The 22475-nt window shown below is 69.1% G+C and carries 20 protein-coding genes and 1 tRNA gene; 18 read left to right on the top strand and 3 right to left on the bottom strand.

Annotated features, from left to right (window positions below):
• Positions 1 to 116 precede the first annotated feature (116 nt).
• The 3 genes from ASD65_RS03250 to ASD65_RS03240 all read left to right on the top strand — a co-directional run bounded on the left by ASD65_RS03250 (position 117) and on the right by ASD65_RS03240 (position 4383).
• Positions 117 to 1976, top strand: coding sequence for a DEAD/DEAH box helicase (locus ASD65_RS03250; protein ID WP_056218416.1), 1860 nt, complete (start codon positions 117 to 119; stop codon positions 1974 to 1976).
• A gap of 112 nt (positions 1977 to 2088) precedes the next feature.
• Positions 2089 to 3177, top strand: coding sequence for a VIT1/CCC1 transporter family protein (locus ASD65_RS03245; RefSeq protein ID WP_056218412.1), 1089 nt, complete (start codon positions 2089 to 2091; stop codon positions 3175 to 3177).
• Positions 3178 to 3240: 63 nt separating this feature from the next.
• Positions 3241 to 4383 (top strand): alpha/beta hydrolase family protein, encoded by a 1143-nt coding sequence (locus tag ASD65_RS03240; protein WP_056218409.1) that lies wholly within the window; start codon positions 3241 to 3243, stop codon positions 4381 to 4383.
• A gap of 71 nt (positions 4384 to 4454) precedes the next feature.
• On the opposite strand, the gene ASD65_RS03235 is transcribed toward ASD65_RS03240, so the two are convergent.
• Positions 4455 to 4538: transfer RNA gene (locus ASD65_RS03235), tRNA-Leu, on the bottom strand.
• A 101-nt stretch (positions 4539 to 4639) separates the two neighbouring features.
• Between ASD65_RS03235 and ASD65_RS03230 the strand changes: the two genes are divergently transcribed.
• Complete coding sequence (locus ASD65_RS03230; protein ID WP_056218405.1) at positions 4640 to 5935, top strand: M20/M25/M40 family metallo-hydrolase; 1296 nt, start codon at positions 4640 to 4642, stop codon at positions 5933 to 5935.
• 9 nt (positions 5936 to 5944) lie between these two features.
• Entirely contained in the window at positions 5945 to 6769 is an 825-nt protein-coding gene (locus tag ASD65_RS03225; protein ID WP_056218400.1) for an undecaprenyl-diphosphate phosphatase, read from the top strand.
• Positions 6770 to 6786: 17 nt separating this feature from the next.
• Here the strand turns inward: ASD65_RS03225 and ASD65_RS03220 are convergent, their stop codons facing one another.
• Positions 6787 to 7650: a PAC2 family protein gene (locus ASD65_RS03220; protein ID WP_056218399.1), complete on the bottom strand. Its 864-nt coding sequence runs from the start codon at positions 7648 to 7650 to the stop codon at positions 6787 to 6789.
• 123 nt (positions 7651 to 7773) lie between these two features.
• Between ASD65_RS03220 and ASD65_RS03215 the strand changes: the two genes are divergently transcribed.
• The 13 genes from ASD65_RS03215 to ASD65_RS03155 all read left to right on the top strand — a co-directional run bounded on the left by ASD65_RS03215 (position 7774) and on the right by ASD65_RS03155 (position 21950).
• Positions 7774 to 8457, top strand: a complete 684-nt coding sequence (locus ASD65_RS03215; protein ID WP_156378773.1) for an HAD family hydrolase — start codon at positions 7774 to 7776, stop codon at positions 8455 to 8457.
• Positions 8454 to 9485: a tRNA (adenine-N1)-methyltransferase gene (locus tag ASD65_RS03210; protein ID WP_056218396.1), complete on the top strand. Its 1032-nt coding sequence runs from the start codon at positions 8454 to 8456 to the stop codon at positions 9483 to 9485. The genes ASD65_RS03215 and ASD65_RS03210 overlap by 4 nt, the downstream gene beginning before the upstream one ends.
• 21 nt (positions 9486 to 9506) lie before the next feature.
• Complete coding sequence (locus tag ASD65_RS03205; RefSeq protein ID WP_056218393.1) at positions 9507 to 10469, top strand: FKBP-type peptidyl-prolyl cis-trans isomerase; 963 nt, start codon at positions 9507 to 9509, stop codon at positions 10467 to 10469.
• A gap of 36 nt (positions 10470 to 10505) precedes the next feature.
• Positions 10506 to 11501: a helix-turn-helix transcriptional regulator gene (locus ASD65_RS03200; RefSeq protein ID WP_056218390.1), complete on the top strand. Its 996-nt coding sequence runs from the start codon at positions 10506 to 10508 to the stop codon at positions 11499 to 11501.
• Positions 11498 to 12460, top strand: a complete 963-nt coding sequence (locus ASD65_RS03195) for a helix-turn-helix transcriptional regulator (RefSeq protein WP_056218387.1) — start codon at positions 11498 to 11500, stop codon at positions 12458 to 12460. The genes ASD65_RS03200 and ASD65_RS03195 overlap by 4 nt, the downstream gene beginning before the upstream one ends.
• Before the next feature lie 91 nt (positions 12461 to 12551).
• Positions 12552 to 12800 carry a Sec-independent protein translocase subunit TatA gene (gene tatA / locus ASD65_RS03190; protein ID WP_056218383.1) on the top strand — a complete coding sequence of 83 codons (249 nt, stop codon included), beginning with the start codon at positions 12552 to 12554 and terminating at the stop codon, positions 12798 to 12800.
• A 6-nt stretch (positions 12801 to 12806) separates the two neighbouring features.
• Positions 12807 to 13619: a twin-arginine translocase subunit TatC gene (gene tatC / locus ASD65_RS03185; protein ID WP_442922445.1), complete on the top strand. Its 813-nt coding sequence runs from the start codon at positions 12807 to 12809 to the stop codon at positions 13617 to 13619.
• Complete coding sequence (locus ASD65_RS03180; protein ID WP_056218380.1) at positions 13616 to 16141, top strand: DEAD/DEAH box helicase; 2526 nt, start codon at positions 13616 to 13618, stop codon at positions 16139 to 16141. Before tatC ends, ASD65_RS03180 begins: the two co-directional genes overlap by 4 nt.
• A gap of 67 nt (positions 16142 to 16208) precedes the next feature.
• The gene (locus ASD65_RS03175; RefSeq protein ID WP_056218377.1) at positions 16209 to 16490 is read left to right on the top strand and encodes a metal-sensitive transcriptional regulator; all 282 of its coding nucleotides are present in this window, start codon (positions 16209 to 16211) and stop codon (positions 16488 to 16490) included.
• Positions 16491 to 16527: 37 nt separating this feature from the next.
• Positions 16528 to 16893, top strand: coding sequence for a heavy-metal-associated domain-containing protein (locus ASD65_RS03170; RefSeq protein WP_056218374.1), 366 nt, complete (start codon positions 16528 to 16530; stop codon positions 16891 to 16893).
• Positions 16890 to 19163, top strand: coding sequence for a heavy metal translocating P-type ATPase (locus ASD65_RS03165; RefSeq protein ID WP_056218370.1), 2274 nt, complete (start codon positions 16890 to 16892; stop codon positions 19161 to 19163). Before ASD65_RS03170 ends, ASD65_RS03165 begins: the two co-directional genes overlap by 4 nt.
• Before the next feature lie 43 nt (positions 19164 to 19206).
• The gene (locus tag ASD65_RS03160; protein ID WP_082561552.1) at positions 19207 to 21288 is read left to right on the top strand and encodes a heavy metal translocating P-type ATPase; all 2082 of its coding nucleotides are present in this window, start codon (positions 19207 to 19209) and stop codon (positions 21286 to 21288) included.
• A gap of 68 nt (positions 21289 to 21356) precedes the next feature.
• Positions 21357 to 21950, top strand: coding sequence for a DUF305 domain-containing protein (locus ASD65_RS03155; RefSeq protein WP_056218365.1), 594 nt, complete (start codon positions 21357 to 21359; stop codon positions 21948 to 21950).
• A gap of 19 nt (positions 21951 to 21969) precedes the next feature.
• Here the strand turns inward: ASD65_RS03155 and ASD65_RS03150 are convergent, their stop codons facing one another.
• Positions 21970 to 22398: an Lrp/AsnC family transcriptional regulator gene (locus ASD65_RS03150; RefSeq protein ID WP_056218362.1), complete on the bottom strand. Its 429-nt coding sequence runs from the start codon at positions 22396 to 22398 to the stop codon at positions 21970 to 21972.
• Positions 22399 to 22475: the final 77 nt, after the last annotated feature.

Genomic DNA, 22475 nt, shown 5'->3' with positions numbered 1-22475 from the left:
CATCGAGGATACCCCGCACCCACGACGCGGGCTCGGAAAAGGACGTTGTCGGTCTGCTCGTCTAGGGTTGTGACTCGTTGTGTGCGCGCAAGCGCGATCGTAGGAAGGAGATGCCGATGGATGACGAAGCGGCCCTCCTGGTACCGGACGCGGACGAGTCCACCGTCGAGGATCACTTCGGCGGATTCGCGGCCGAGCACCTCTCGCCGTCGTACCCGCAACGTGCACCCTGGGGTACCGCCCAGCGCCTGCGTGCCTGGCAGGTCGAGGCGCTCGACCTGTACTTCCGGCTCGACGGACCGGACGGGGTGGGCTCCGGCCCTCGCGACTTCCTCGCTGCCGCGACCCCGGGCGCCGGCAAGACGACCTTCGCCCTGCGCCTGGCCAGCGAGCTGATGCGCCGCCGCGTGATCGACCGCATCGTCGTGGTGGCGCCCACCGAGCACCTCAAAACCCAGTGGGCGGATGCCGCGGCCCGCGTCTCGATCCGTCTCGATCCCGCCTTCAGTAACCGTCACGCCGTGCCCGGGCGGCACTATCACGGCGTCGCGGTCACCTACGCGCAGGTCGCCACGAAGGCCTCCGTGCACGAGCGCCTCATCATGGACGCGCGCACCCTCGTGATCCTCGACGAGGTGCACCACGGCGGCGACGCCCTGAGCTGGGGCGACGCGCTGCGCGAGGCCTTCGCGCGGGCGACTCGCCGCCTGCTGCTCTCGGGCACCCCGTTCCGCAGCGACACCGCGCCGATCCCGTTCGTGGAGTACCACCCCGACCCGCACGGCATCCGCATCTCGCGCACCGACTACGCCTACAGCTACCGGCGCGCCCTCGAGGACGGCGTGGTGCGGCCCGTCATCTTCCTGGTGTACGCCGGCAAGATGCGCTGGCGCACCAAGACTGGTGACGAGATGGAGGCGCAGCTCGGGCAGGACAACACGAAGGACATCACCTCTCAGGCCTGGCGCACCGCGCTCAATCCCGAGGGGGAGTGGATCCCGGCCGTGCTGAAGTCGGCGGATCGTCGCCTCACCGAGGTGCGGGAGCAGGTGCCGGATGCAGGCGGACTGGTCATCGCGACCGATCAGACCGCGGCGCGCGCCTACGCCGACATCCTCAAGGAGCTCACCGGCGAGGCCCCCACGATCGTCCTCTCGGACGAAGCGGAGGCGTCCTCCCGCATCGACACGTTCTCGCAGGGCACGTCGCGGTGGATGGTCGCGGTGCGCATGGTGTCCGAGGGTGTGGACGTGCCACGACTCGCGGTCGGCGTCTATGCCACCTCTGCCTCGACGCCACTGTTCTTCGCGCAGGCCATCGGCCGCTTCGTGCGGGCCCGCCGTCGAGGTGAGACCGCCAGTGTCTTCCTGCCCAATGTGCCGCAGCTGCTCGCCCTCGCAAACGAGCTGGAGCGCCAGCGCGACCATGCCCTGGATCGTGACGGCACCGGCGAGGACGAATGGTCTCTCGACGAAGACGCGATGGATGCCGGGGAGTCCGCGGAATCCGCATCCGATGCCCTCACCTACGAGTTCACGTACCAGGCGCTCGGATCGCAGGCGCATTTCGATCGCGTGCTCTTCGACGGCAAGGAGTTCGGCCAGCTCGCGGTGCCCGGCACCCCCGAGGAGGAGGAGTTCCTCGGGCTGCCCGGACTGCTCGAGCCGGAGCATGTGCACGAGCTCCTCATGCAGCGGCAGGCGCGGCAGGGCAGGCACCGCTCCGCACGCGAGGCCGACGAGGCCTCCCGCCCGGACGCCGAGCCTGCACTCCCGGCTGCGCTGCATCGCACCCTGAAGGAGCAGCGGCAGCTGCTGAACAGCCTCGTGGGGCTGTACGCGAAGCAGAGCGGCGAGCCGCACGGGGCAGTCCATGCCGAGCTGCGCCGCGTGTGCGGAGGTCCCGCAGTGCCCCAGGCGACGCTCGTGCAGCTGCAGGCGCGGATCGAGATGCTGCGCGCCCGCGTGCGCTCGTAGGCCCCGCTGTTCGGAGCCCCGAAATGCTGGCAGTTCGCGTCTCAGCGCGAGGTGCGGATGCCTCTCTCGCTACCGTTGAAGCATCCCCGCATCGCAGCCTTTGGAGGCTCCCTTGAGCGCGCCCGCAGCACCCACCGCACGTGAGCGACGACGGTGGGCGCAATACCTCGTCAACGAACGGGCAGAGGCTCGCGTCTACCGTCAGCTCGCCAGTCGTCGTGAAGGCGAAGAGCGGGCGATCCTGCTCGCGCTGGCGGAGGCGGAGGGGCGCCACGAGGCGCACTGGCTCGATCTGCTCGGTGGCGAGCCCGCGCGATTGCCGCGACCCGATGCGGGCACGCAGCTGCTGGGCTGGATGGCCAAGCGATTCGGTTCGATCTTCGTGCTCGCGCTCGCGCAGAACGCCGAGGGACGCTCGCCCTACGACGATGAGCCGTTCGCGACGCCGGCGATGGCGGCCGACGAGAAGGTGCACTACGAAGTCGTCCGGGGCCTCGCCGCCCGCGGGCGCCGACGCCTCGCCGGCACATTCCGTGCGGCGGTGTTCGGCGCCAACGACGGGCTCGTCTCGAATCTCGCGTTGATCATGGGCATCGGGGCCACCGGGGCTGCGCCGCAGTTCGTGTTGTTCAGCGGCGTCGCGGGACTCCTGGCCGGCGCCCTGTCTATGGGGGCGGGGGAGTTCGTCTCGGTCCGCTCGCAGCGCGAGCTGCTGGAGGCCACCGAGCCCAGCAATTTCGCGGACGGCGGACTCGAGCACCTGGATCTCGACGCCAACGAGCTCGCCCTGGTCTATCGGACCCGCGGGATGCCGGAGGATGAGGCACTGGCCCGCGCCCGGCGCATCGTCCAGGCCGCGCAGGAGCCCGGCCGCAGCGAGCCGTACCGCCGCCCGGTCGAGGCTGCGGATGATCACGAGGTCATCGGCAGCGCGTGGGGCGCGGCGTTCTCGAGCTTCCTGTTCTTCGCGTCCGGCGCGATCATCCCGGTGCTGCCCTGGCTCTTCGGCCTCAGCGGCATCGCCGCCGTCGTGACGGCGCTGCTTCTTGTCGGCATCGCGCTGATGGCGACCGGCGCGATGGTGGGTCTCCTGTCGGGTGGACCGCCGCTGCGCCGTGCACTGCGGCAGCTGCTCATCGGCTACGGCGCAGCCGCGATCACCTACCTGCTCGGACTCATCTTCGGGGTGTCGATGGGGTGATCTCTCCCCGTCGGCCCGCCGCGGCGGTCAAAGGTTCCCTCGCCGGATCGATACGTTCGACCTGTGGACTCGAAGAAGAAGCGTCGTCGTCGTTGGCCCTGGATCGTCGCCGGGTCGGTGGTCGCGGTGCTGGTGCTCGCTTCCGTCGGCATCGTCGTCGGGGGAGCGCAGGTGCTGCTGACACCGCACCACGGCATGGTGACCGCGGTGGGGCAGGTGGTCGCCCTGACCGACGATGAGGTCACGCTGCCCCGCTCATCCGCGGCCGAGCGGGTCGGCACATACGGCCTGGTCTGGACGGCGCCGGACGGCGAGCAGGTCGGGTCCGCCGTCATCGGACCGGTCAGCGCCACCACCGACAAGACTGTGAGCCGCCCCATCTCGCACATCATCGGAGAGCTCGCCGTCGGCACGGATGTGCAGCTGAACCCCAACGTGCACACCCGCGATCCGCGGGTGTCACTCGGCATCGACTTCGCGGATGTCGACATCGAGGGCGAGCTGGGCGCTATGCCTGCGTGGCAGGTGCCCGGGTCGGGCTCGACCTGGGTGCTGTTCGTGCACGGCATCGACGGAGAGCGCGAGAGCGGGCTGCGGCCATTGCCGACGATCGTGGACGCCGGCCTGCCGACGCTCCTGATCACGTACCGCAATGACGTCGGCGCGCCGCCGAGTCCGAACGGACTGATCTCGCTCGGCGAGACCGAGTGGCAGGACCTCGAGTCTGCGGCGGACTACGCGATCGCGAAGGGGGCGACGAAGTTCGTGCTGTACGGCGATTCGATGGGCGGGAGCATCGTCACGCAGTTCCTGCACCGTTCCGCGCATGCCGACCGCGTCGTGGGCATGGTGCTGGATGCGCCGGTGCTCAACTGGGCGGGTGTGCTGCAGGGCCAGGCGGATCGTCTGTACGTCGGGTTCCTCGGCGCTCCGCTGCAGTGGACGGTGCAGTGGCGCGGCGGAATCGACCTGGGCGTGCTGAACGAACTGGACCAGACGGCGACGTTCGAGCGGTTGCCGATTCTGCTGTTCCAGGGCCTGGCGGATCCCCTGGTGCCGCCCGCGGAGAGTGCGGCCTTCGCCGATTCGCTGCCGCAGGCGCAGTATGTCCCGGTCGCCGGTGCCGGGCACATCCAGAGCTGGAACGTCGACCCGGCCGCGTACGAGAAGCAGCTTGCGGCTTTCTTGGCCCGATTCGCCCCGTGACGCGGCATTTGCTCGGACAATGACAACGGCCCTGACCAGATTTCCCTGGTCAGGGCCGTTATTTCCCTCTGTGCGCGAAGGGGGACTTGAACCCCCACGCCCTTTCGGGCACTAGCACCTCAAGCTAGCGCGTCTACCTATTCCGCCACCCGCGCAGGGTGTAGAAGTTGTTACCAACCGAAGAGAAACGTTACCACGTTTCGAGGGCCGTTCAGAATCGAAGGGCGTCTCGCGGACGACCGGTAGCCTTGTCCGCATGCCCGCGTCCGAACATCCCGAGGTCATCCGCGTCGCTCGAGACCTCATCCGTTTCGACACGACGAACTACGGCGGAGGACGAGCCAACGGGGAACGCGAGGCCGCGGAGTATGTCGGGGAGTTCCTCTCCACGCTCGGCCTGGAGCCGCAGTTCTACGAGCCGATCCCGCGGCGCACCAACGTCTGCGCCCGTGTGCCGGGTCGCGACCGCAGCAAGCCCGCACTCGTCGTGCACGGCCACCTCGACGTGGTGCCCGCCGTCGCCGAGGACTGGAGCGTCGATCCGTTCGCCGGAGAGATCCGGGACGGGATGCTGTGGGGTCGCGGTGCCGTCGACATGAAGAACATGAACGCGATGATCATGACCTCGGTCGCCGACATGCTGCGGGCCGGCGAGACGCCCGAACGCGACCTCGTCCTGGCGTTCTTCGCGGACGAGGAGAACGGCGGCGTCGAGGGCTCGGCACTGGTCGTACAGGATCATCCGGAATGGTTCGAGGGCGCGACCGAGGCGATCAGCGAGGTCGGCGGGTATTCGATCACGGTGGGGGACCGCAGCGCCTACCTGCTGCAGGTGGGCGAAAAGGCGCTGATGTGGATCCGCCTGGTGGTCCGCGGTCGCGCGGGGCACGGCAGCCGCTACCACCCCGAGAACGCGATCACGCGCCTCGCTGAGGCCGTTGCGGCCCTCGGGCGCACCGAATGGCCGATCCGCCTGACCGCGACCACACAGCAGACGCTGAGCCTGCTGGCCGAGATCTCCGGGGCGGATCCGTCCGACCCCGACGCCATCGCGGACAGCACCGGCGCCGCATCCGCCTTCATCCGCTCCACCCTGCGCACCACGTCCAACCCGACGGGGCTGACCGCCGGCTACAAGCACAACGTGATCCCCGATCGGGCCGAGGCGCTCATCGACGTGCGGGTGCTGCCCGGCACGGAGGACGCCGTGCTGGCGGACATCCAGCGCATCGTCGGCGATGACATCGCGATCGAGATGGTCGTGCGCGACATCGGCATGGAGGTCCCGTTCGAAGGGGATCTCGTCGACGCCATGGTCGCCGCGCTCGGTCGCCACGATCCGGGTGTGCCGGTGATCCCGTACCTGCTCGGCGCGGGCACCGACAACAAAGCCCTGGCCCGACTCGGCATCGCCGGCTTCGGCTTCGCTCCGCTGAAGCTGCCGGCGGACCTCGACTTCACCGGAATGTTCCACGGCGTCGACGAACGCGTACCGTTGGACGCTCTCGTGTTCGGGCAGCGCATCCTGACAGATCTTCTCCGCACCTACTGAAAGACATCCATGCAGCTCATCGAGGCGATCATCCTGGGACTCGTCCAAGGATTGACCGAGTTCCTGCCCGTGTCCTCCAGCGCCCACCTGCGCATCCTGGGCGAGATCCTGCCCGGCGCGCAGGACCCGGGCGCCGCGTTCACCGCGATCACGCAGATCGGCACGGAGGCGGCGGTCGTCGTCTTCTTCTGGCGCGACATCGTGCGGATCATCGGGCACTGGTGCCGGTCACTGGTGGGGCGCATCCCGCGCAACGACCCGGACGCACGGATGGGCTGGCTGATCATCATCGGCACCATCCCGATCGTCGTCCTCGGACTCCTGTTCCAGGATCAGATCGAGACGACGTTCCGTTCGCTGTGGCTGGTGGCCGGCATGCTGATCTTCTTCGGCGTCCTGCTCGGCATCGCCGACCAGGTCGGTGCCAAGAAGCGCGCGCTGAAAGACATCACGGTGCCGCAGGGGCTCATCTTCGGCGGCGCTCAGGCACTGGCGCTCATCCCGGGCGTGTCCCGCTCCGGCGGCACGATCACCGCCGGGCTGTTCATGGGCTTCGAGCGCGCGGCAGCCGCGCGCTACGCGTTCCTGCTCGCGATCCCGGCGGTCTTCGGCAGCGGGTTCTACCAGCTGTTCAAGAGCTACGACCAGCCCGGGGTGTTCACACTCGGTGAGACCGCTGTCGCGACCGTCGTCGCGTTCCTCGTGGCACTCGGCGTGATCGCGTTCTTCATGAGCTGGATCTCCAAGCACAGCTTCATGCCGTTCGTGATCTACCGTGTGGCGCTCGGCTCGCTGCTGCTCGTCCTGCTCAGCACGGGAGTGATCCAGGCCTAGCCTGCGAGCGGATGCCGCTACCGGCGCGGTTCGTCGCGTCCGGGCTTTGTCGGCCCGTCGCCGCCGCGCCGGAGGTACCGCTCGAACTCCTGCGCGATGGCGTCGCCGGACGCCTCGGGGGAGTCCCATGTGTCGCGCGTGCGCTCGAGCTGCCGGATGTACTCGGTCATCTCCTCGTCATCGGCCGCGGCAGCGTCGATCGACGCCTCCCAGGCGACGGACTCGGCTGCCAGCTGACCGCGGGGCACCTGTGCGCCGGTGATGTCCTCGAGCTTGTCCAGCAGCGCCAGCGTGGCCTTCGGTGACGGTGTGTGGCCGGCGACGTAGTGCGGGACGCTTGCCCACAGGCTGGCGGTCGGGATGCCGGCCGCGTCCGCGGCGTGGCTCAGCACGCTCAGGATGCCGACCGGACCCTCGTAGTTGCTCCGCTCGATCTCGAGCAACGTGCGGACCTGGTCGTTGTCGCTGCCCGCGAAGACGGAGATCGGGCGCGTGTGCGGGACATCCGACATCATCGAGCCCAGCGAGACGAACCCGGTGATGTCCTCCCGGAGGGCGACGTCCACGAACTCGGAGACGAACGCCTGCCACGCGCGGGCGGGCTCGACACCGGTCAGCAGCCAGAGCTGCGTACCGCGCAGCGACCGTGTAGGTCGATACAGCGTCGCCTCCGGCCAGCGCAGGGTACGGCGCCCATCGGTCTCGATCGCCACCGACGGACGGGTGTACTGATAGTCGAAGTACAGTTCGGGGTCGACAGTGAAGACGGGCTCGTACGCGCCTTCGTCGCGCAGCACCGTGAGCGCGGACGACGCGGCCTCGCCTGCGTCGTTCCACCCATCGAACGCGGCGACGATCACCCGGCGACCCAGTCCGTCCACACGACCTCCTCTGCCCGAGAATCGGGGCTCCATCCAGGATAGGCGTCCTCGTGCGATCCGGGGGCGAGCGCGCGGGACCGCTCTGTCGCGGGACGAGGATCGTGGGCTCGGTACCATGGACCAGTGAGTCATACCCTTCCCGCCGCCGTCCTGTGGGACATGGATGGCACCCTCGTGGACACCGAACGCTATTGGATGGCTGCGGAGACGCCGCTCGTGGAGAGCTTCGGCGGGACGTGGTCGCACGAGCAGGCGCTGCAGCTGGTCGGCCTCGGTCTCGAGGACTCCGCGCGCATCTTCCAGGCGGCGGGCGTGCGGATGACCGTTCCCGCCATCATCGATCGACTGACCGACGACGTCATGGCCGCGCTCGCCAGCGACGGTGTTCCGTTCCGCCCCGGTGCGCGCGAACTGCTCGCGAGCCTGCGTGCAGCGGGCGTGAAGACCGCGCTGGTCACCATGTCGATCCGGCGCATGGCCGACGCCGTCGTGGACCTCATCGACTTCGACGCGTTCGACCTGGTCGTCGCCGGTGACGAGGTCACACGGCCCAAGCCGTTCCCCGACCCCTACCTGCAGGCCTGCGCCACCCTCGGCGTCGATCCGGCGGACACCGTCGCCATCGAGGACTCACCCAACGGACTGCGCTCGGCCGTGGCATCCGGCGCCTCCGTGATCGGAGTGCCGCTGATGGTGTCGCTGGCGGGGGCCGGCGCCCACGTCCTGTGGCCATCGCTCGAGGGGAAGACGGTCGAGGATGTCGCCGCCTTCCACGCCGCACACATCGCACGAGGAGCAGCACAGTGACCACTCAGGAATCGTTCCGACCGAGCGGGCCGTTCCGCGTCGGCGACCGCGTGCAGCTCACGGGTCCGAAGGGACGCCTGCACACCACGACCCTGCGCGAGGGCGGTGAGCTGCACACCCACCACGGCGTGCTGCGCCACGAGGCGCTCATCGGTCAGCCCGACGGCTCCGTCGCGACCAACAGCGGGGGGCACGAGTACCTCGCGCTGCGTCCGCTCCTGAAGGACTTCGTGATGTCGATGCCGCGCGGTGCCGCGATCATCTACCCGAAGGATGCCGCGCAGATCGTCGCCGACGCCGATATCTTCCCGGGTGCGGTCGTCGTCGAAGCCGGTGTCGGCTCCGGCGCACTGTCGCTGTGGCTGCTGCGCGCGATCGGCGCTGAGGGGCGCCTCGTATCGTTCGAGCGCCGTGCCGACTTCGCCGATGTGGCCCGTGCCAACGTAGAGACGTTCCGGGGCTCCGTGCCGGAGAACTGGTCGATCGTGGTCGGAGACCTCGTCGAAGAGCTCCCGGGTGCGGTGGCACCGGCATCCGTGGACCGCGTCGTGCTGGACATGCTGGCGCCGTGGGAGTGCATCGATGCGGTGGCCGACGTGCTGACGCCCGGGGGAGTGGTGCTCTGTTACGTCGCCACGGCGACGCAGCTCAGCCGTGTCGCGGAGTACGTGCGCGGCACCGGGCTGTTCACCGAGCCGGACGCGAGCGAGACGATGGTGCGCGGCTGGCACGTCGAGGGCCTCGCGGTGCGCCCGGATCACCGCATGATCGCGCACACCGGGTTCCTCATCACCGCGCGGCGTCTGGCACCCGACACGATCGCTCCGGAGCAGAAGCGCAGGGCGTCCAAGTCCAGCTACGGCGACGAGGATGTGGAGCTGTGGACCCCCGGCGCCGTGGGCGACCGCGACATCACCGACAAGAACCTGCGCAAGCGCGTCCGGGAGGCCCAGCGCGCTGCCGATGGCGCACGCCAGGCCGCGGCGGGCGCCGCCCCGGAGGCGGCATCCGCGCAGGAAGCTCTCTGAACCTGCACCTAGACTGTTCCGGTGCGTAAGATCCCCGCTGTCATCGCGGTCCTCGGCCTCGCTGCCGTGACCCTTGTCGGATGCTCCACCTCGACGTCGGCCGATTGCCCTCGACCGACCACATCGGACCAGGCCTCTATGGACCTGATCACCGTGAAGGGTGCGGCCGACGAGGCTCCAGAGGTCACGGTCCGCGCGCCGTTCCACACGAAGACGACGGAGTTCTCCGACGTCGAGGAGGGCGACGGCATCGCGATCACCGACGGCGAGCAGCTCGTCGTGCTCGATGTCACCCTCGTCAACGGCGCGTCCGGCAAGACGCTGGTGCAGACGCCGTACGACGGCGACCTGTCGCGGGTGTTCCCGCTGTCGCGCTGGGTGCAGACGTTCCCAGGTTTCGCCGACGCGCTCGAGTGCGCCACCGAGGGGTCGCGCGTCGCGATCGCGCTGGCTCCCGGCGATGTCGAGGCTCAGAACGCCGCGAACCTCGGCCTCGAGGAAGGCGACTCGGCCGTGGCCGTGGTCGACCTGCGCAAGGTCTACCTGCCCAAGGCCGAAGGCGCAGACCAGTACAACGACGCGCTCGGCATGCCGACCGTCGTGCGCGCCCCCGACGGCCGGCCCGGAATCATCGTGCCGGACGCCACGCCGCCGACCGACCTGGTCGTCCAGACGCTCCAGAAGGGCGACGGCCCCGTCGTGACCGGCGATGACCCGGTCCGCGTGCACTACACCGGCGTCACCTGGGCCGATCGCAAGGTGTTCGACACGACGTGGGGCGCCGAACCCCAGTCCGTGGTGCTCGACTCGATGATCCCCGGCTTCGCGGAGGCGCTCAAGGGCGCGACCGTCGGCTCCCAGGTGCTCGTCGTCATCCCGCCCGACCAGGGTTACGGCGACCAGCAGCAGGGCAGCATCCCCGGCGACTCCACACTCGTGTTCGTCGTGGACATCCTCGGGATCGACGCGGCACCGTCCGAGTAAGCAGGCTCGTACCCCGACCCCGCTTAGGATGAGGGGGTGTCTGTCACCGCGCCTGCGAAGAACCCTCCCGAGGAGCGACTCGTCAATCTCGTCGTGGCCCTCATGGCCACCGAACAGGGGCTGACCAAGGACACGATCCTCGGTTCGGTCACCGGTTATCGCGAGCAGAGCGAGGCCGGCGCGTCCAAGGACGCCCTCGAGAAGATGTTCGAGCGCGACAAGGAAAGCCTGCGCGGACTCGGCGTCCCGATCGAGACGATCGGCGACTGGGCCGACCCCGACGACCTGCGCGAAGCGCGGTATCGCGTGCCGGTGTCCGAGTACGAACTTCCGGCGGACATCGAGTTCACACCGGCCGAGGTCGCGCTGCTCACGCTGGCCGGCGGGGTGTGGAGCCAGAGCTCGATGTCCAGCGACGCCCGCAGCGGATTGCGCAAGATCCGCGCGCTCGGTATCGCCGTCGACGAGCCCATCATCGGCTTCTCCCCGCGCATCAGCGTGCGCGAACCCGCGTTCCCCGCGCTGCAGCAGGCGATGGAGCAGTCCCGCGTGGTGGCGTTCTCGTACCTGAAGCCGGGAGAGGAGAAGCCGACCCTGCGGCGGCTCCGCCCCCTCGCGCTGGTGGACTACGAAGCCCGCTGGCACGTGTTCGGCGTCGACCTCGATGCCGGGGCGGACCGCACGTTCCTGCTCGCACGGATCGTGGGTGACGTCGAGATCACGCGCCAATCCTTCGACTCGGCACTGCGCGAGGGCGCCGGTGATCGCGCGCTGGCCGGCCTGGAAGCGGTCGCGGCGCGGCAGCGCGCACTGCTCGAGGTCAACCCGGGAACCGAGGCCGCCCTGCGCCTCGGACGCCGCAGCATCCCCGCAGATCAGGGCATCTACGTGCCCTACGTCGACATCCACATCTTCGCCGACGAATTGGCGTCCTACGGCCCCGAGGTGCGCGTCGTGGCACCCGTCGAGCTGCGCGACGAAGTGATCGCGCGCCTCGAGGCGACCCTGACCCGCAACGAGGTGCCCCGATGAGTGCACGCAAGCCGCTGGTGGCGACCGACCGGGCCGCCCTGATGCTCCAGCTGGTGCCCTATCTGCTGGGCAAGGGCGAGGTCTCGATCGCCGAAGCCGCCGACGAGTTCGACGTCACGCCCGCCCAGATGCGCGCCATGGTCGAGAAGCTCACCGTGATCGGCTTGCCGGGTGACGGCGGATTCTGGCAGATGTCCAACGACCTGTTCGACATCGATTGGGATCTGCTGGACCAGCGCGATCTGATCGTGATCACCAACTCGGTCGGCCTGGAGCGTTCGCCCAAGCTCACCGCGCGCGAGGCCGCCGCACTGCTGGCGGGACTCCAGCTCGCCCGCACCCTGCCCGGCTCGGGCGACAGCGCCCTGTTCTCGGCCCTGCTCGCGAAGCTCGCGCGCGGAGCCTCCAGCACGCCCGCCGATGTCATCGTGGCCCCGGGTCCTGTCGACGCCGTCCGCGACACGGTCGCCGCGGCGCTGCAGCAGGGCGTTGCGGTGTCGTTCACCTACAAGGCGCCCGACGCCGAGGCGACGATCCGCACGGTCGACCCCGTCAAGGTGCACATCGCCAACGGCCAGTGGTACTTACAGGGCTGGTGCCACCTGCGCGAGGCCATGCGCACCTTCCACCTCGACCGGGTGAGCGAGATGGTGCTGACGGATATGCCGATCACCCACGGCGAGGAGCAGGTTCCCGCCCTGTTCGCTCCGGGGGAGGACGACATCGTGGTGCGGATCCGTTACCCGAAGTCGGTCGCACCGCTGTTGGGCGACTACCTCGACCGCGCCGAGATCGAGACAACCGGCGATGTGTCGGTCGCGACCCTGCGCCTGCCCGACGAGCACGCGATCCGCCGGCTCGCGGCGCGTCGCGGCGGCACCGTCGAGGTACTGGAACCTGCTGCCGCACGCCGCGCCGCGGCATCCTGGGCCGAAGCCGGGCTGGCTCAGTACCGCTGATCGAAAGCCTCTGCATCCCCGCTGTGTCGCCGCCGGAACACCGGCGCCGGGCTACACTGGGAGCACATTCCTTCACACAGAGGAGATCACCATGGGCGCATTCGGATGGCCGCACCTGCTCATCATCCTCGCCGTCGTTCTGCTGCTGTTCGGCGCTGCGAAGCTCCCGGCCCTCGCCAAGAGCGTGGGGCAGTCGGCTCGCGTCTTCAAGGGCGAGATGAAGGCGATGAAGGACGATGACAAGGCCGCCACCCCCGCGGAGACCGCGGCAGGCACCGCCGAGTCGACGGCTGCCGACACCGCGACGAAGTCCGGCGGTACGGCGGATCCTCAGCCGTAAGTGGTCGTGACCAGCACCGAGACGACTCCCGGCTCACCGGGGCAGAGGCGCGCCCGCGACAAACGGATGTCGCTGGGCGCGCATCTCGTCGAGCTGCGCCGGCGTCTGCTGATCTCGGTCATAGGCATCATCGTCGGCATGATCGCGGGGTTCATCCTCAGCGGTCCGATCATCGAGCTGTTGATCCACCCGATCAACCTGATCGCAGAACGCACCGGGCATGCGGAGTTGAACGTCGACACCGTCAGTGGTGGATTCGACATGCGCATGCGCATCGCCTTCGTCGTCGGCATCTTCCTCTCGGCGCCGGTCTGGCTGTCGCAGATCTGGCTGTTCATCATGCCGGGCCTCACGCGCAAGGAGCTGCGGTACACCGTCGGCTTCCTCTGCGCCGCGATCCCGCTGTTCTTCGCGGGACTCACGGTCGGCTGGCTGCTGGCTCCGCACGTCATCGAGCTGATGTCCTCGTTCGTGCCCGATGGCGCCGTCACGTTCTTCCAGTACAGCTACTACATGGACTTCATCCTGAAGCTGCTGCTGGTGATCGGCGTCGCGTTCGTGCTGCCCGTCTTCCTGGTGCTCCTGAACGTCGCCGGGGTCCTCAGCGGCATGGCGATACTGAGGGGCTGGCGCGTGGCCATTCTGGTCATCACGATCTTCGCCGCCGCAGCGACCCCGGCCGCCGACGTCACCTCGATGCTGATCCTGGCCGGCATCCTGGTCGTGCTGTACTTCGCCGCGGCAGGGGTGTCGCTCCTGTTCGATCGTCGCCGCGCCAAGCGCGACGCCAGCATCCTCCCGCCTGAGGCTCCCGCGTGAGCGACCCGTCTCCCGCGGAGCGATTCGAGCGCGCGCGGGAGCGGCAGGAACACCCCATCTCGGCGGCGTTCGCGGCATCCCAGCGCTTCGAACTCGATCCTTTCCAGATCGCGGGATGCCACGCCCTCGAAGACGGCCGCAGCGTGCTGGTCGCCGCCCCCACCGGCGCGGGCAAGACGATCGTCGGCGAGTTCGCCATCCACCTCGCCATGCGCGCGCCCGCCGTCGACGACGACGGTGCCCGTCGACACCCGGACAAGGCGTTCTACACGACCCCGATCAAGGCGCTGTCCAACCAGAAGTTCCGCGAACTCGTCGATGTGTACGGCGCGGATGACGTCGGGCTGCTGACCGGCGACACCAACATCAACGGCAACGCGCGCATCGTCGTGATGACGACCGAGGTGCTGCGCAACATGCTCTATGCGGACTCACCCGCGCTGCGCGGACTCCGCTACGTCGTGATGGACGAGGTGCACTATCTCGCCGACCGATTCCGCGGCGCCGTGTGGGAGGAGATCATCATCCACCTGCCGCCGCAGGTGCGCCTGATCTCACTGTCGGCGACGGTGTCCAACGCGGAGGAGTTCGGCGACTGGCTCGACACCGTCCGCGGCGACACCGAGGTCATCGTGTCCGAGATCCGGCCCGTCCCGCTCGAGCAGCACGTGCTCGTCCGCGGCGATCTCCTGCCCCTGTTCGATGACCGCGCCGGTGTCGCGACCGCGCAGGTGAATCAGGAGCTGATGCGGATCCGCTCGCCGAAGGGGCAGGCGTTCGAGAACAATCGGCGCACGCAGTCGGCTCGCAGCGCCTCGATGGCCGACGGCGGGCGCTACGAGGCATCCCGTCGTCGTCCGCACAAGGGCGGTCAACGACCCGTGCGCTCCGCCAATGTGCAGCGCATCGAACGGATCGACCGCCCCGACGTCGTGCAGCTGCTGGACCGCGCGAATCTGCTGCCGGCGATCTTCTTCATCTTCAGCCGCGTCGGATGCGACGCAGCTGTGCAGCAGGTGCGTCGCTCGGGCGTCCGGCTGACCACACACGAAGAGCGCCTCGAGATCCGCGCCATCATCGAAGAGCGCACCCGCTCGCTCCAGGACGAGGACCTCGCGGTACTCGGCTACTGGGAGTGGGTCGAGAACCTCGAGCGCGGGGTCGCCTCGCACCACGCCGGGCTGCTGCCCGCGTTCAAGGAAGTCGTCGAGGAACTTTTCAAGCGCAAGCTCGTCAAGGTCGTCTTCGCGACCGAGACCTTGGCGCTCGGCATCAACATGCCCGCCCGCACTGTCGTGCTGGAGAAGCTCGAGAAGTTCAACGGCGAGGCCCGTGTCGCGATCACATCGGGGGAGTACACCCAGCTGACCGGTCGCGCCGGCCGACGCGGGATCGACGTCGAGGGGCACGCGGTCATCCAGTGGACCCAGACCCTCGATCCGCAGCAGGTCGCCGCACTCGCCTCACGACGCACCTACCCACTGAACTCCAGCTTCCGCCCCACGTACAACATGGCCGTCAACCTGATCGACCAGTTCGGCAGAACACGGGCGCGCGAGATCCTCGAGTCCTCCTTCGCCCAGTTCCAGGCCGACCGCTCGGTGGTGGGCCTGGCACGCCAGGTGCGCGAGGCCGAGGAGTCGATCGCCGGCTACGAGAAGGCGATGAACTGCGATCGCGGCGACTTCACCGAGTACTCCGGCATCCGTCGCGACCTCGCCGATCTGGAGAAGCTCAATCGCAAGGACGCCAACGCCTCCCGCGGCACCCGGGAGAAGCGGCAGCGTGAGATCGGCGGACTCCGACGGCGGATGCAGCGGCATCCATGTCATCAGTGCCCCGAACGCGAGCAGCACGCCCGCTGGGCGGAGCGCTATTGGAAGCTCGCGCGCACGATCGAGAAGACCCGTCAGCAGATCGAGACCCGCACCGGTACGGTCGCGCGCATCTTCGACCGCGTCGTGGAGGTGCTCAAGGAGCTCGACTACGTCCGCATCGACGAGCACGGCGCCGCCAGCCTCACGGACGCGGGGCGCACGATGCGCCGGATCTACGGCGAGCGCGACCTCCTCGTGGCCGAGTCGCTGCGGCGCGGGCTCTGGAACGATCTGGATGTCCCTTCGCTGGCCGCGCTGGCCTGCTGCCTCGTGTACGAACCCCGCCGTGATGAATCCGGGCCCGGCGAGCACGCTCTGCCGCGCGGACCGTTCCGGCGCGCGCTCAGCGAGACCGAAAGCCTCTGGCAGCGTCTGGACGACCTGGAGAAGGACCACCGACTGCCCGGCTCCGAGCCGATCGCGTCGGGACTCGCCGTGGCGATGCACTCCTGGGCCCGCGGTGGCCTTCTGGACCGAGTGCTGAGCGAGGCCGACATGGCCGCAGGCGACTTCGTCCGGTGGGCGAAGCAGACGATCGACCTGCTCGACCAGTTGTCGCTGGTCGCGGATGCGCCGCTGGCGACCACGGCCCGCAAGGCGCTGGATGCCGTGCGCCGGGGCATCGTCGCCTACAGCACGGTGTGACCTGCGGCCCGGAGGATCCGAGTTTCCGACGTTGCCATGGATACCCTAGGGGGGTATAGTATCCATCATGACCGGATACATGGGCAACAAGGATGACCTCCTCAAGCGTCTGCGTCGCGCCGAGGGACAGGTGCGGGGGATCGCGCGGATGGTGGAGGACGACCAGTACTGCATCGACGTGCTCACCCAGGTGTCGGCGGCCACCAAGGCGCTGGAGACCGTCGCGTTGTCGCTGCTGTCCGATCACCTCAATCACTGCGTCGCCGAGGCCAGCGCCGAAGGCGGCCCCGTCGCCGAGGAGAAGTTGCGCGAGGCCAACGACGCCATCGCCCGCCTCGTCCGTTCTTGACCCCTCACCCTTCTTCACCCCTTCGAAAGGACACACCATGACTGAGCTCGACCGCATCGACCTGGGCCTGAAAGACACCACCGGTGGCAGTTGCTGCACCACGACCTCTGACTCCGCCGAGGGTGCGAGCTGCTGCGCGCCGACGTCGACAGTCACCGCTGCCGAGGCATCCGTCGGCGCCGTGAACGCCGAATTCCTGGTCGAGGGCATGACGTGCTCGCACTGCGTCGCCAGTGTGACCGAAGAGCTGACGGCGATCGACAGCGTCAGCGATGTGTCGGTGGACCTCGTCGTGGGCGGGGCTTCCCGCGTCACGGTGCAGAGCGCCGCGCCCGTCGATGTCGACCTCGTCCGTGCCGCCGTCGAGGAGGCTGGATACGCGCTGGCGGGCGACCCCGCATGAGCACTGCGGATATCGAACTCGACATCACCGGGATGACCTGCGCGTCGTGCGCGATGCGCATCGAACGCAAGCTGAACAAGCTTCCCGGTGTCGAGGCGACCGTCAACTACGCGACCGAGAAGGCGCGCGTGCACGCCGACGGCGTCGACACCGACGAGCTGATCGCCGCCGTGCGATCGGCCGGCTATGACGCCGCGGTGCCGCTTCCACCCGCCGTGCAGGAGTCCGTCGAGCCCGGGGCATCCCGCGAGGACGTCGAGCTGAAGGCGCTCCGCACGCGACTGCTGATCTCCACTGCGCTGGCCGTGCCGGTCGCGCTCATGTCGATGATTCCGGCGCTGCAGTTCACGAACTGGCAGTGGCTGGCTTTGACCCTGACCGCTCCGGTCGCCGTCTGGGGTGCGTGGCCGTTCCACCGCGCCGCCGCCGTCAACGCCCGTCACGGAGCCGCGACGATGGACACGCTGATCAGTCTCGGCGTGATCGCCGCGATGGGCTGGTCGCTGTACGCCCTGTTCTTCGGCATGGCCGGGGTTCCGGGCATGCACATGACCTTCACCCTCTTCGGCAACCCCGAAGCCGGCTCCGGCGAGATCTATCTCGAGGTCGCCGCCCTGGTGACGGTGTTCATCCTCGCCGGGCGCTACGCCGAGGCGCGGGCCAAGAAGTCCTCCTCGGCCGCGCTCCGCGCTCTGCTGGAGCTCGGCGCGAAGGATGCCACGCGTCTCGTGAACGGGGTGGAGCAGCGCGTGCCTGTGTCTCAGCTCGCCGTGGGCGATCGTGTGCTCGTGCGCCCGGGGGAGAAGATCCCCTCCGACGGGCTCGTCATCGACGGTGCCTCGGCGATCGATGCCAGCATGCTCACCGGCGAATCCGTCCCCGTGGAGGTCGCGCCCGACTCCCGTGTCGTCGGTGCCACACTCAACGTCGGCGGACGGCTCGTGGTGGAGATCACCCGCGTCGGCGCCGACACCGAACTCGCCCGGATGGGTCGCCTGATGGAAGAGGCGCAGACCGGCAAGGCGCAAGTGCAGCGCCTCGCAGACCGCGTGTCGAGCATCTTCGTGCCGATCGTGATCGGCCTGTCGATCCTCGCCTTCGTCGCCTGGATGCTCGTCGGCGGCTCGCTCGAGGTCGCCTTCACCGCGGCCGTCGCGACCCTGATCATCGCGTGCCCCTGCGCGCTCGGTCTTGCCACGCCGACCGCCCTACTGGTCGGAACCGGCCGCGGCTCGCAGCTGGGCATCCTGATCCGCGGCCCCCAGGTTCTCGAACAGACGCGCGCCGTCGACACCATCGTGCTGGACAAGACCGGAACGGTCACCAGCGGTGAGATGGCGGTCACCGCGGTGCTGCCTGCCCCCGGAGTGACCGAGCAGGAGCTGCTGCGCCTCGCGGCCGGCGTGGAGGTCGGGTCGGAGCATCCGATCGCGCGCGCCATCGTCTCCGCCGCCGATTCGACCCCGCACGCTGAGTCCTTCGCCTCACACGCCGGCTACGGCGTGCAAGGCGTCGTGGACGGCGCGTCGATCGTCGCCGGTCGCCCCTCCTGGGTCACCGCCGAGTGGGCCATCCGCCCGTCGACCGACGCCGAGTCCGCCGCCGATGCGTTGGCCGCACAGGGCGCGACCGTCGTCATGGTCGCTCGCGACGGTGAGTACCTCGGGGCGATCGCGGTGGCCGACACCGTCAAGCCGACGAGCGCCGAAGCGATCGCCCGGTTCCGGAAGCTCGGCCTTCAGCCGGTGCTGCTGACCGGCGACAACGAGGGCTCGGCGCGTCACATCGCCGCGCTCGTCGGGATCACCGAGGTGCACGCCGGTGTCGATCCGGCAGGCAAGCTCGAGGTCATCCGTGCGCTGCAGGCCCAGGGGCGAGTTGTCGCAATGGTCGGTGACGGCGTCAACGACGCCGCGGCTCTGGCCGCCGCCGACCTCGGACTCGCGATGGGCGGCGGAACGGATGCCGCGATCGCCGCGAGCGACGTCACGGTCGTCTCCGGTGACCTGATCGTCGTAGCTGACGCCATCCGACTCGCACGGCGCACGCTCGGCACCATCAAGGGCAACCTGTTCTGGGCCTTCGCCTACAACGTGGCCGCGATCCCGATCGCGATGCTCGGGCTGCTCAACCCGCTGGTCGCGGCGGCGGCGATGGCACTGTCATCCGTGTTCGTCGTCACGAACAGCCTCCGGCTGCGCAACTTCCGGCCGGAGCCCGCGACCTCTGCGGTGAGTGCTCCGGCATCCCGCGCAACTGTATCCGCCTAGCAATTCCGCGAGACCCACTCGCACAATCAGTGAGGACACTTCGATGAGTCAGCACGACCACTCCACAGGCAAACCGGGGATGGAACACGACCACGCAGCCATGGATCACGCGGACATGGATCACGGCGGACATGGCGGGCACGCCGGGCACGGCGATCACGTCGGGCAGTTTCGCCGCCTGTTCTGGATCATGCTCGTCCTGGCGGTGCCCGTCGTGGCATTCTCGCCGATGTTCGCGATGGTGCTCGGCTACTCGCTGCCGGATGCCGCGTGGGTGCCGTGGGTCTCGCCCGTGCTCGGCACGGTGATGTATCTGTGGGGCGGCAAGCCGTTCCTCACCGGTGCCGTGAGCGAGCTGAGGGCCCGCAAGCCGGGGATGATGCTCCTGATCGCGCTGGCGATCACCGTCGCGTTCTTCGCATCGTGGGGCGCTTCCCTGGGCCTGCTGCACCACGAGCTGGAGTTCTGGTGGGAGCTCGCACTCCTGATCGTAATCATGCTGCTCGGGCACTGGGTCGAGATGCGATCGCTGGCGCAGACCACGTCCGCGCTGGATTCGCTCGCGGCGCTCCTGCCCGACGAGGCGGAGCGGGTCGAGGGGGACACCACCGTCACGGTGGCGCCGTCCGAGCTCCGTGTCGGCGATGTCGTGGTCGTACGGCCGGGCGGCCGTGTACCGGCCGATGGTCGCATCGTGCAGGGCTCGGCCAGCATGGACGAGTCGATGATCACGGGGGAGTCGCGTCCCGTGCGACGCGGAGACGGCGACCCCGTCGTCGCGGGGACGGTCGCGACGGACTCCGGCGTGCGGATCCAGATCACTGCGGTCGGGGAGAACACTGCTCTCGCCGGTATCCAGCGTCTGGTGACCGAGGCGCAGAACTCGTCGTCGCACGCGCAGAGACTGGCCGATCGCGCCGCCGGCTGGCTGTTCTGGTTCGCCCTGATCGCCGCCGCGATCACCGCGATCGTGTGGACGGCACTCGGCCTGCCCGATGACGCGGTGGTGCGCACCATCACGGTGCTCGTGATCGCCTGCCCGCACGCGCTGGGCCTGGCCATCCCGCTGGTGGTCTCGATCGCGACGGAGCGGGCCGCCCGCGCGGGCGTGCTCGTGAAGGACCGTCTCGCGCTGGAGAGCATGCGTTCGATCGACACGGTGCTGTTCGACAAGACGGGCACGCTGACCAAGGGCACGCCCGCCGTCACCGCCGTCGACCCGATCAATGGCGTCGACGCCGACGAGCTGCTCGCGCTGGCCGCCGCCGCCGAAGCCGATTCGGAGCATCCGCTCGCCCGCGCGATCATCGCGGCCGCGAAGGAGCGTGCGCTGACCGTTCCCGCGGCGTACGACTTCACTTCCTCACCCGCGGTCGGAGTGACCGCGCGGGTCGGAGACCGCACCGTGCGCGTCGGCGGACCGTACATGCTCCAGGAGGAGGATGCCGCGGAGCTGCCGATCGCCGACGCCTGGCGGTCGGAGGGGGCGATCATCCTGCACGTACTCGTCGATGGCGCCGTCGCCGGCGCCCTGCGGCTGGCCGACGAGATCCGGCCGGAGTCGCGTGAAGCGGTCACCGCGCTGCAACAGCGCGGTGTGCAGGTCGTCATGATCACCGGTGACGCCGAAGCCGTTGCCGCCTCGGTCGCTGCGGAGCTCGGCATCGACCGTGTGTTCGCCGGCGTGCGCCCGGAGGACAAGTCCTCCAAGGTCAAGGAACTGCAGGCCGAGGGCCGCAGAGTCGCGATGGTGGGGGATGGGGTGAACGACGCCCCGGCGCTCGCGCAGGCCGATGTCGGCATCGCCATCGGCGCCGGCACCGACGTCGCCATCGCCTCGGCGGGCGTCATCCTCGCCAGCGACGATCCGCGCTCGGTGATCTCGGTGATCGAGCTGTCCCGCGCGGGCTACCGCAAGATGGCGCAGAACCTGTGGTGGGCGGCCGGCTACAACCTCATCTCCGTGCCGCTTGCGGCCGGCATCCTGGCCCCGATCGGCTTCGTCCTGCCGATGTCGGTCGGAGCGATCCTGATGTCACTCTCCACCATCGTCGTGGCGCTCAACGCCCAGCTGCTGCGGCGCCTGGATCTGAGCCCCGAAGCGGTCATCCGCTCCAAGCCCTGACACCTCCGCACGCGCTCCGGCGCTCGGTCCTCGGGATCGGGCGCTCACCAACGACGAAAAGAGAAGCCATGAAGATCCACCACGCAGCCACCGCTGCACTCGCCCTCGCCACCGCGCTCGCCCTCACCGGCTGTGCATCGGGCGGCACCGCCGCGGACAGTGGTCACGGCGAACACGCCGTGACGCCCTCCGACACCGCGGCTACGACCGCCGGCGCGGCCGACGTGATGCTCACGACGATGATGATCCCGCACCACGCCCAGGCGGTGGAGATGGCCGAGATGATCCTGGCCAAGGACGGCATCGATGTCCGTGTCGTCACGCTCGCCGAGGAGATAGCCGCGGCGCAAGGTCCGGAGATCGAGCAGATGCAGTTGTGGCTCGAGCAGTGGGGCGTTCCCGCCGGCGAGAGCAGCGGAATGGACCACGGCGACGGGATGATGTCGGAGGCCGACATGCAGGCGCTGGATGCCGCGACGGGGGTCGAGGCATCCCGTCTCTTCCTCGAACAGATGATCGTTCACCACGAGGGCGCCGTCGCGATGGCCGAGGAACAGCTGGCCGAGGGGGAGGATCCCGGTGCGATCGCTCTCGCGCAGGCGATCATCGACGCGCAGCTCGCGGAGATCACGACCATGAAGGAGATCCTCGCGACACTGTGACCGGGGTGGTCCTGTAGCCCTAGCGGTGCGGGCGCAGGGCGAGGCGTGTCTGCGTCTGGCCCGCGCCCGCGCTGCTCTTCAAGCGCCGGAGCAGCTCGTCGAGGTCTGCGGTGCTGTCGACGACGACGTGCACGAGGTAGTCGTACGGGCCGGTGACATGGACCGCATCGCGCACGGCGGGGTGGCCCAGCGCCCACTGCATGAACGCGTCGGAGTCCTGCTCGGGCCGCAGCCGTACGTCGATGAACGCCTCGATGCCGTCCACCGCGCCGGGGCCCTCCTTCGCGAGCACGGCCCGATAGCCGACGATCACTCCGGCGGTCTCGAGCCGGCGCACGCGGGCGGCAGCCGCATTCGTGCTCAGGCCGACGCGGGTGCCGAGGGCGCTGAACGAAGTGCGCCCGTCCTCGGTCAGGATCTGGAGGATCGTGTCGTCGATGGCGTCCATACCGCGAATCTAGCGGTCGGACTGCGGCTTGCGCAGTCAGATTCCCTGCGCGGGCGGCCGTCTGTTCTCGCCGATCG

The organism is Microbacterium sp. Root61, from assembly GCF_001427525.1.
In the GTDB taxonomy this organism is placed as follows: Bacteria; Actinomycetota; Actinomycetes; order Actinomycetales; family Microbacteriaceae; genus Microbacterium.
This window is presented reverse-complemented; position numbering and strand designations above follow the sequence as displayed.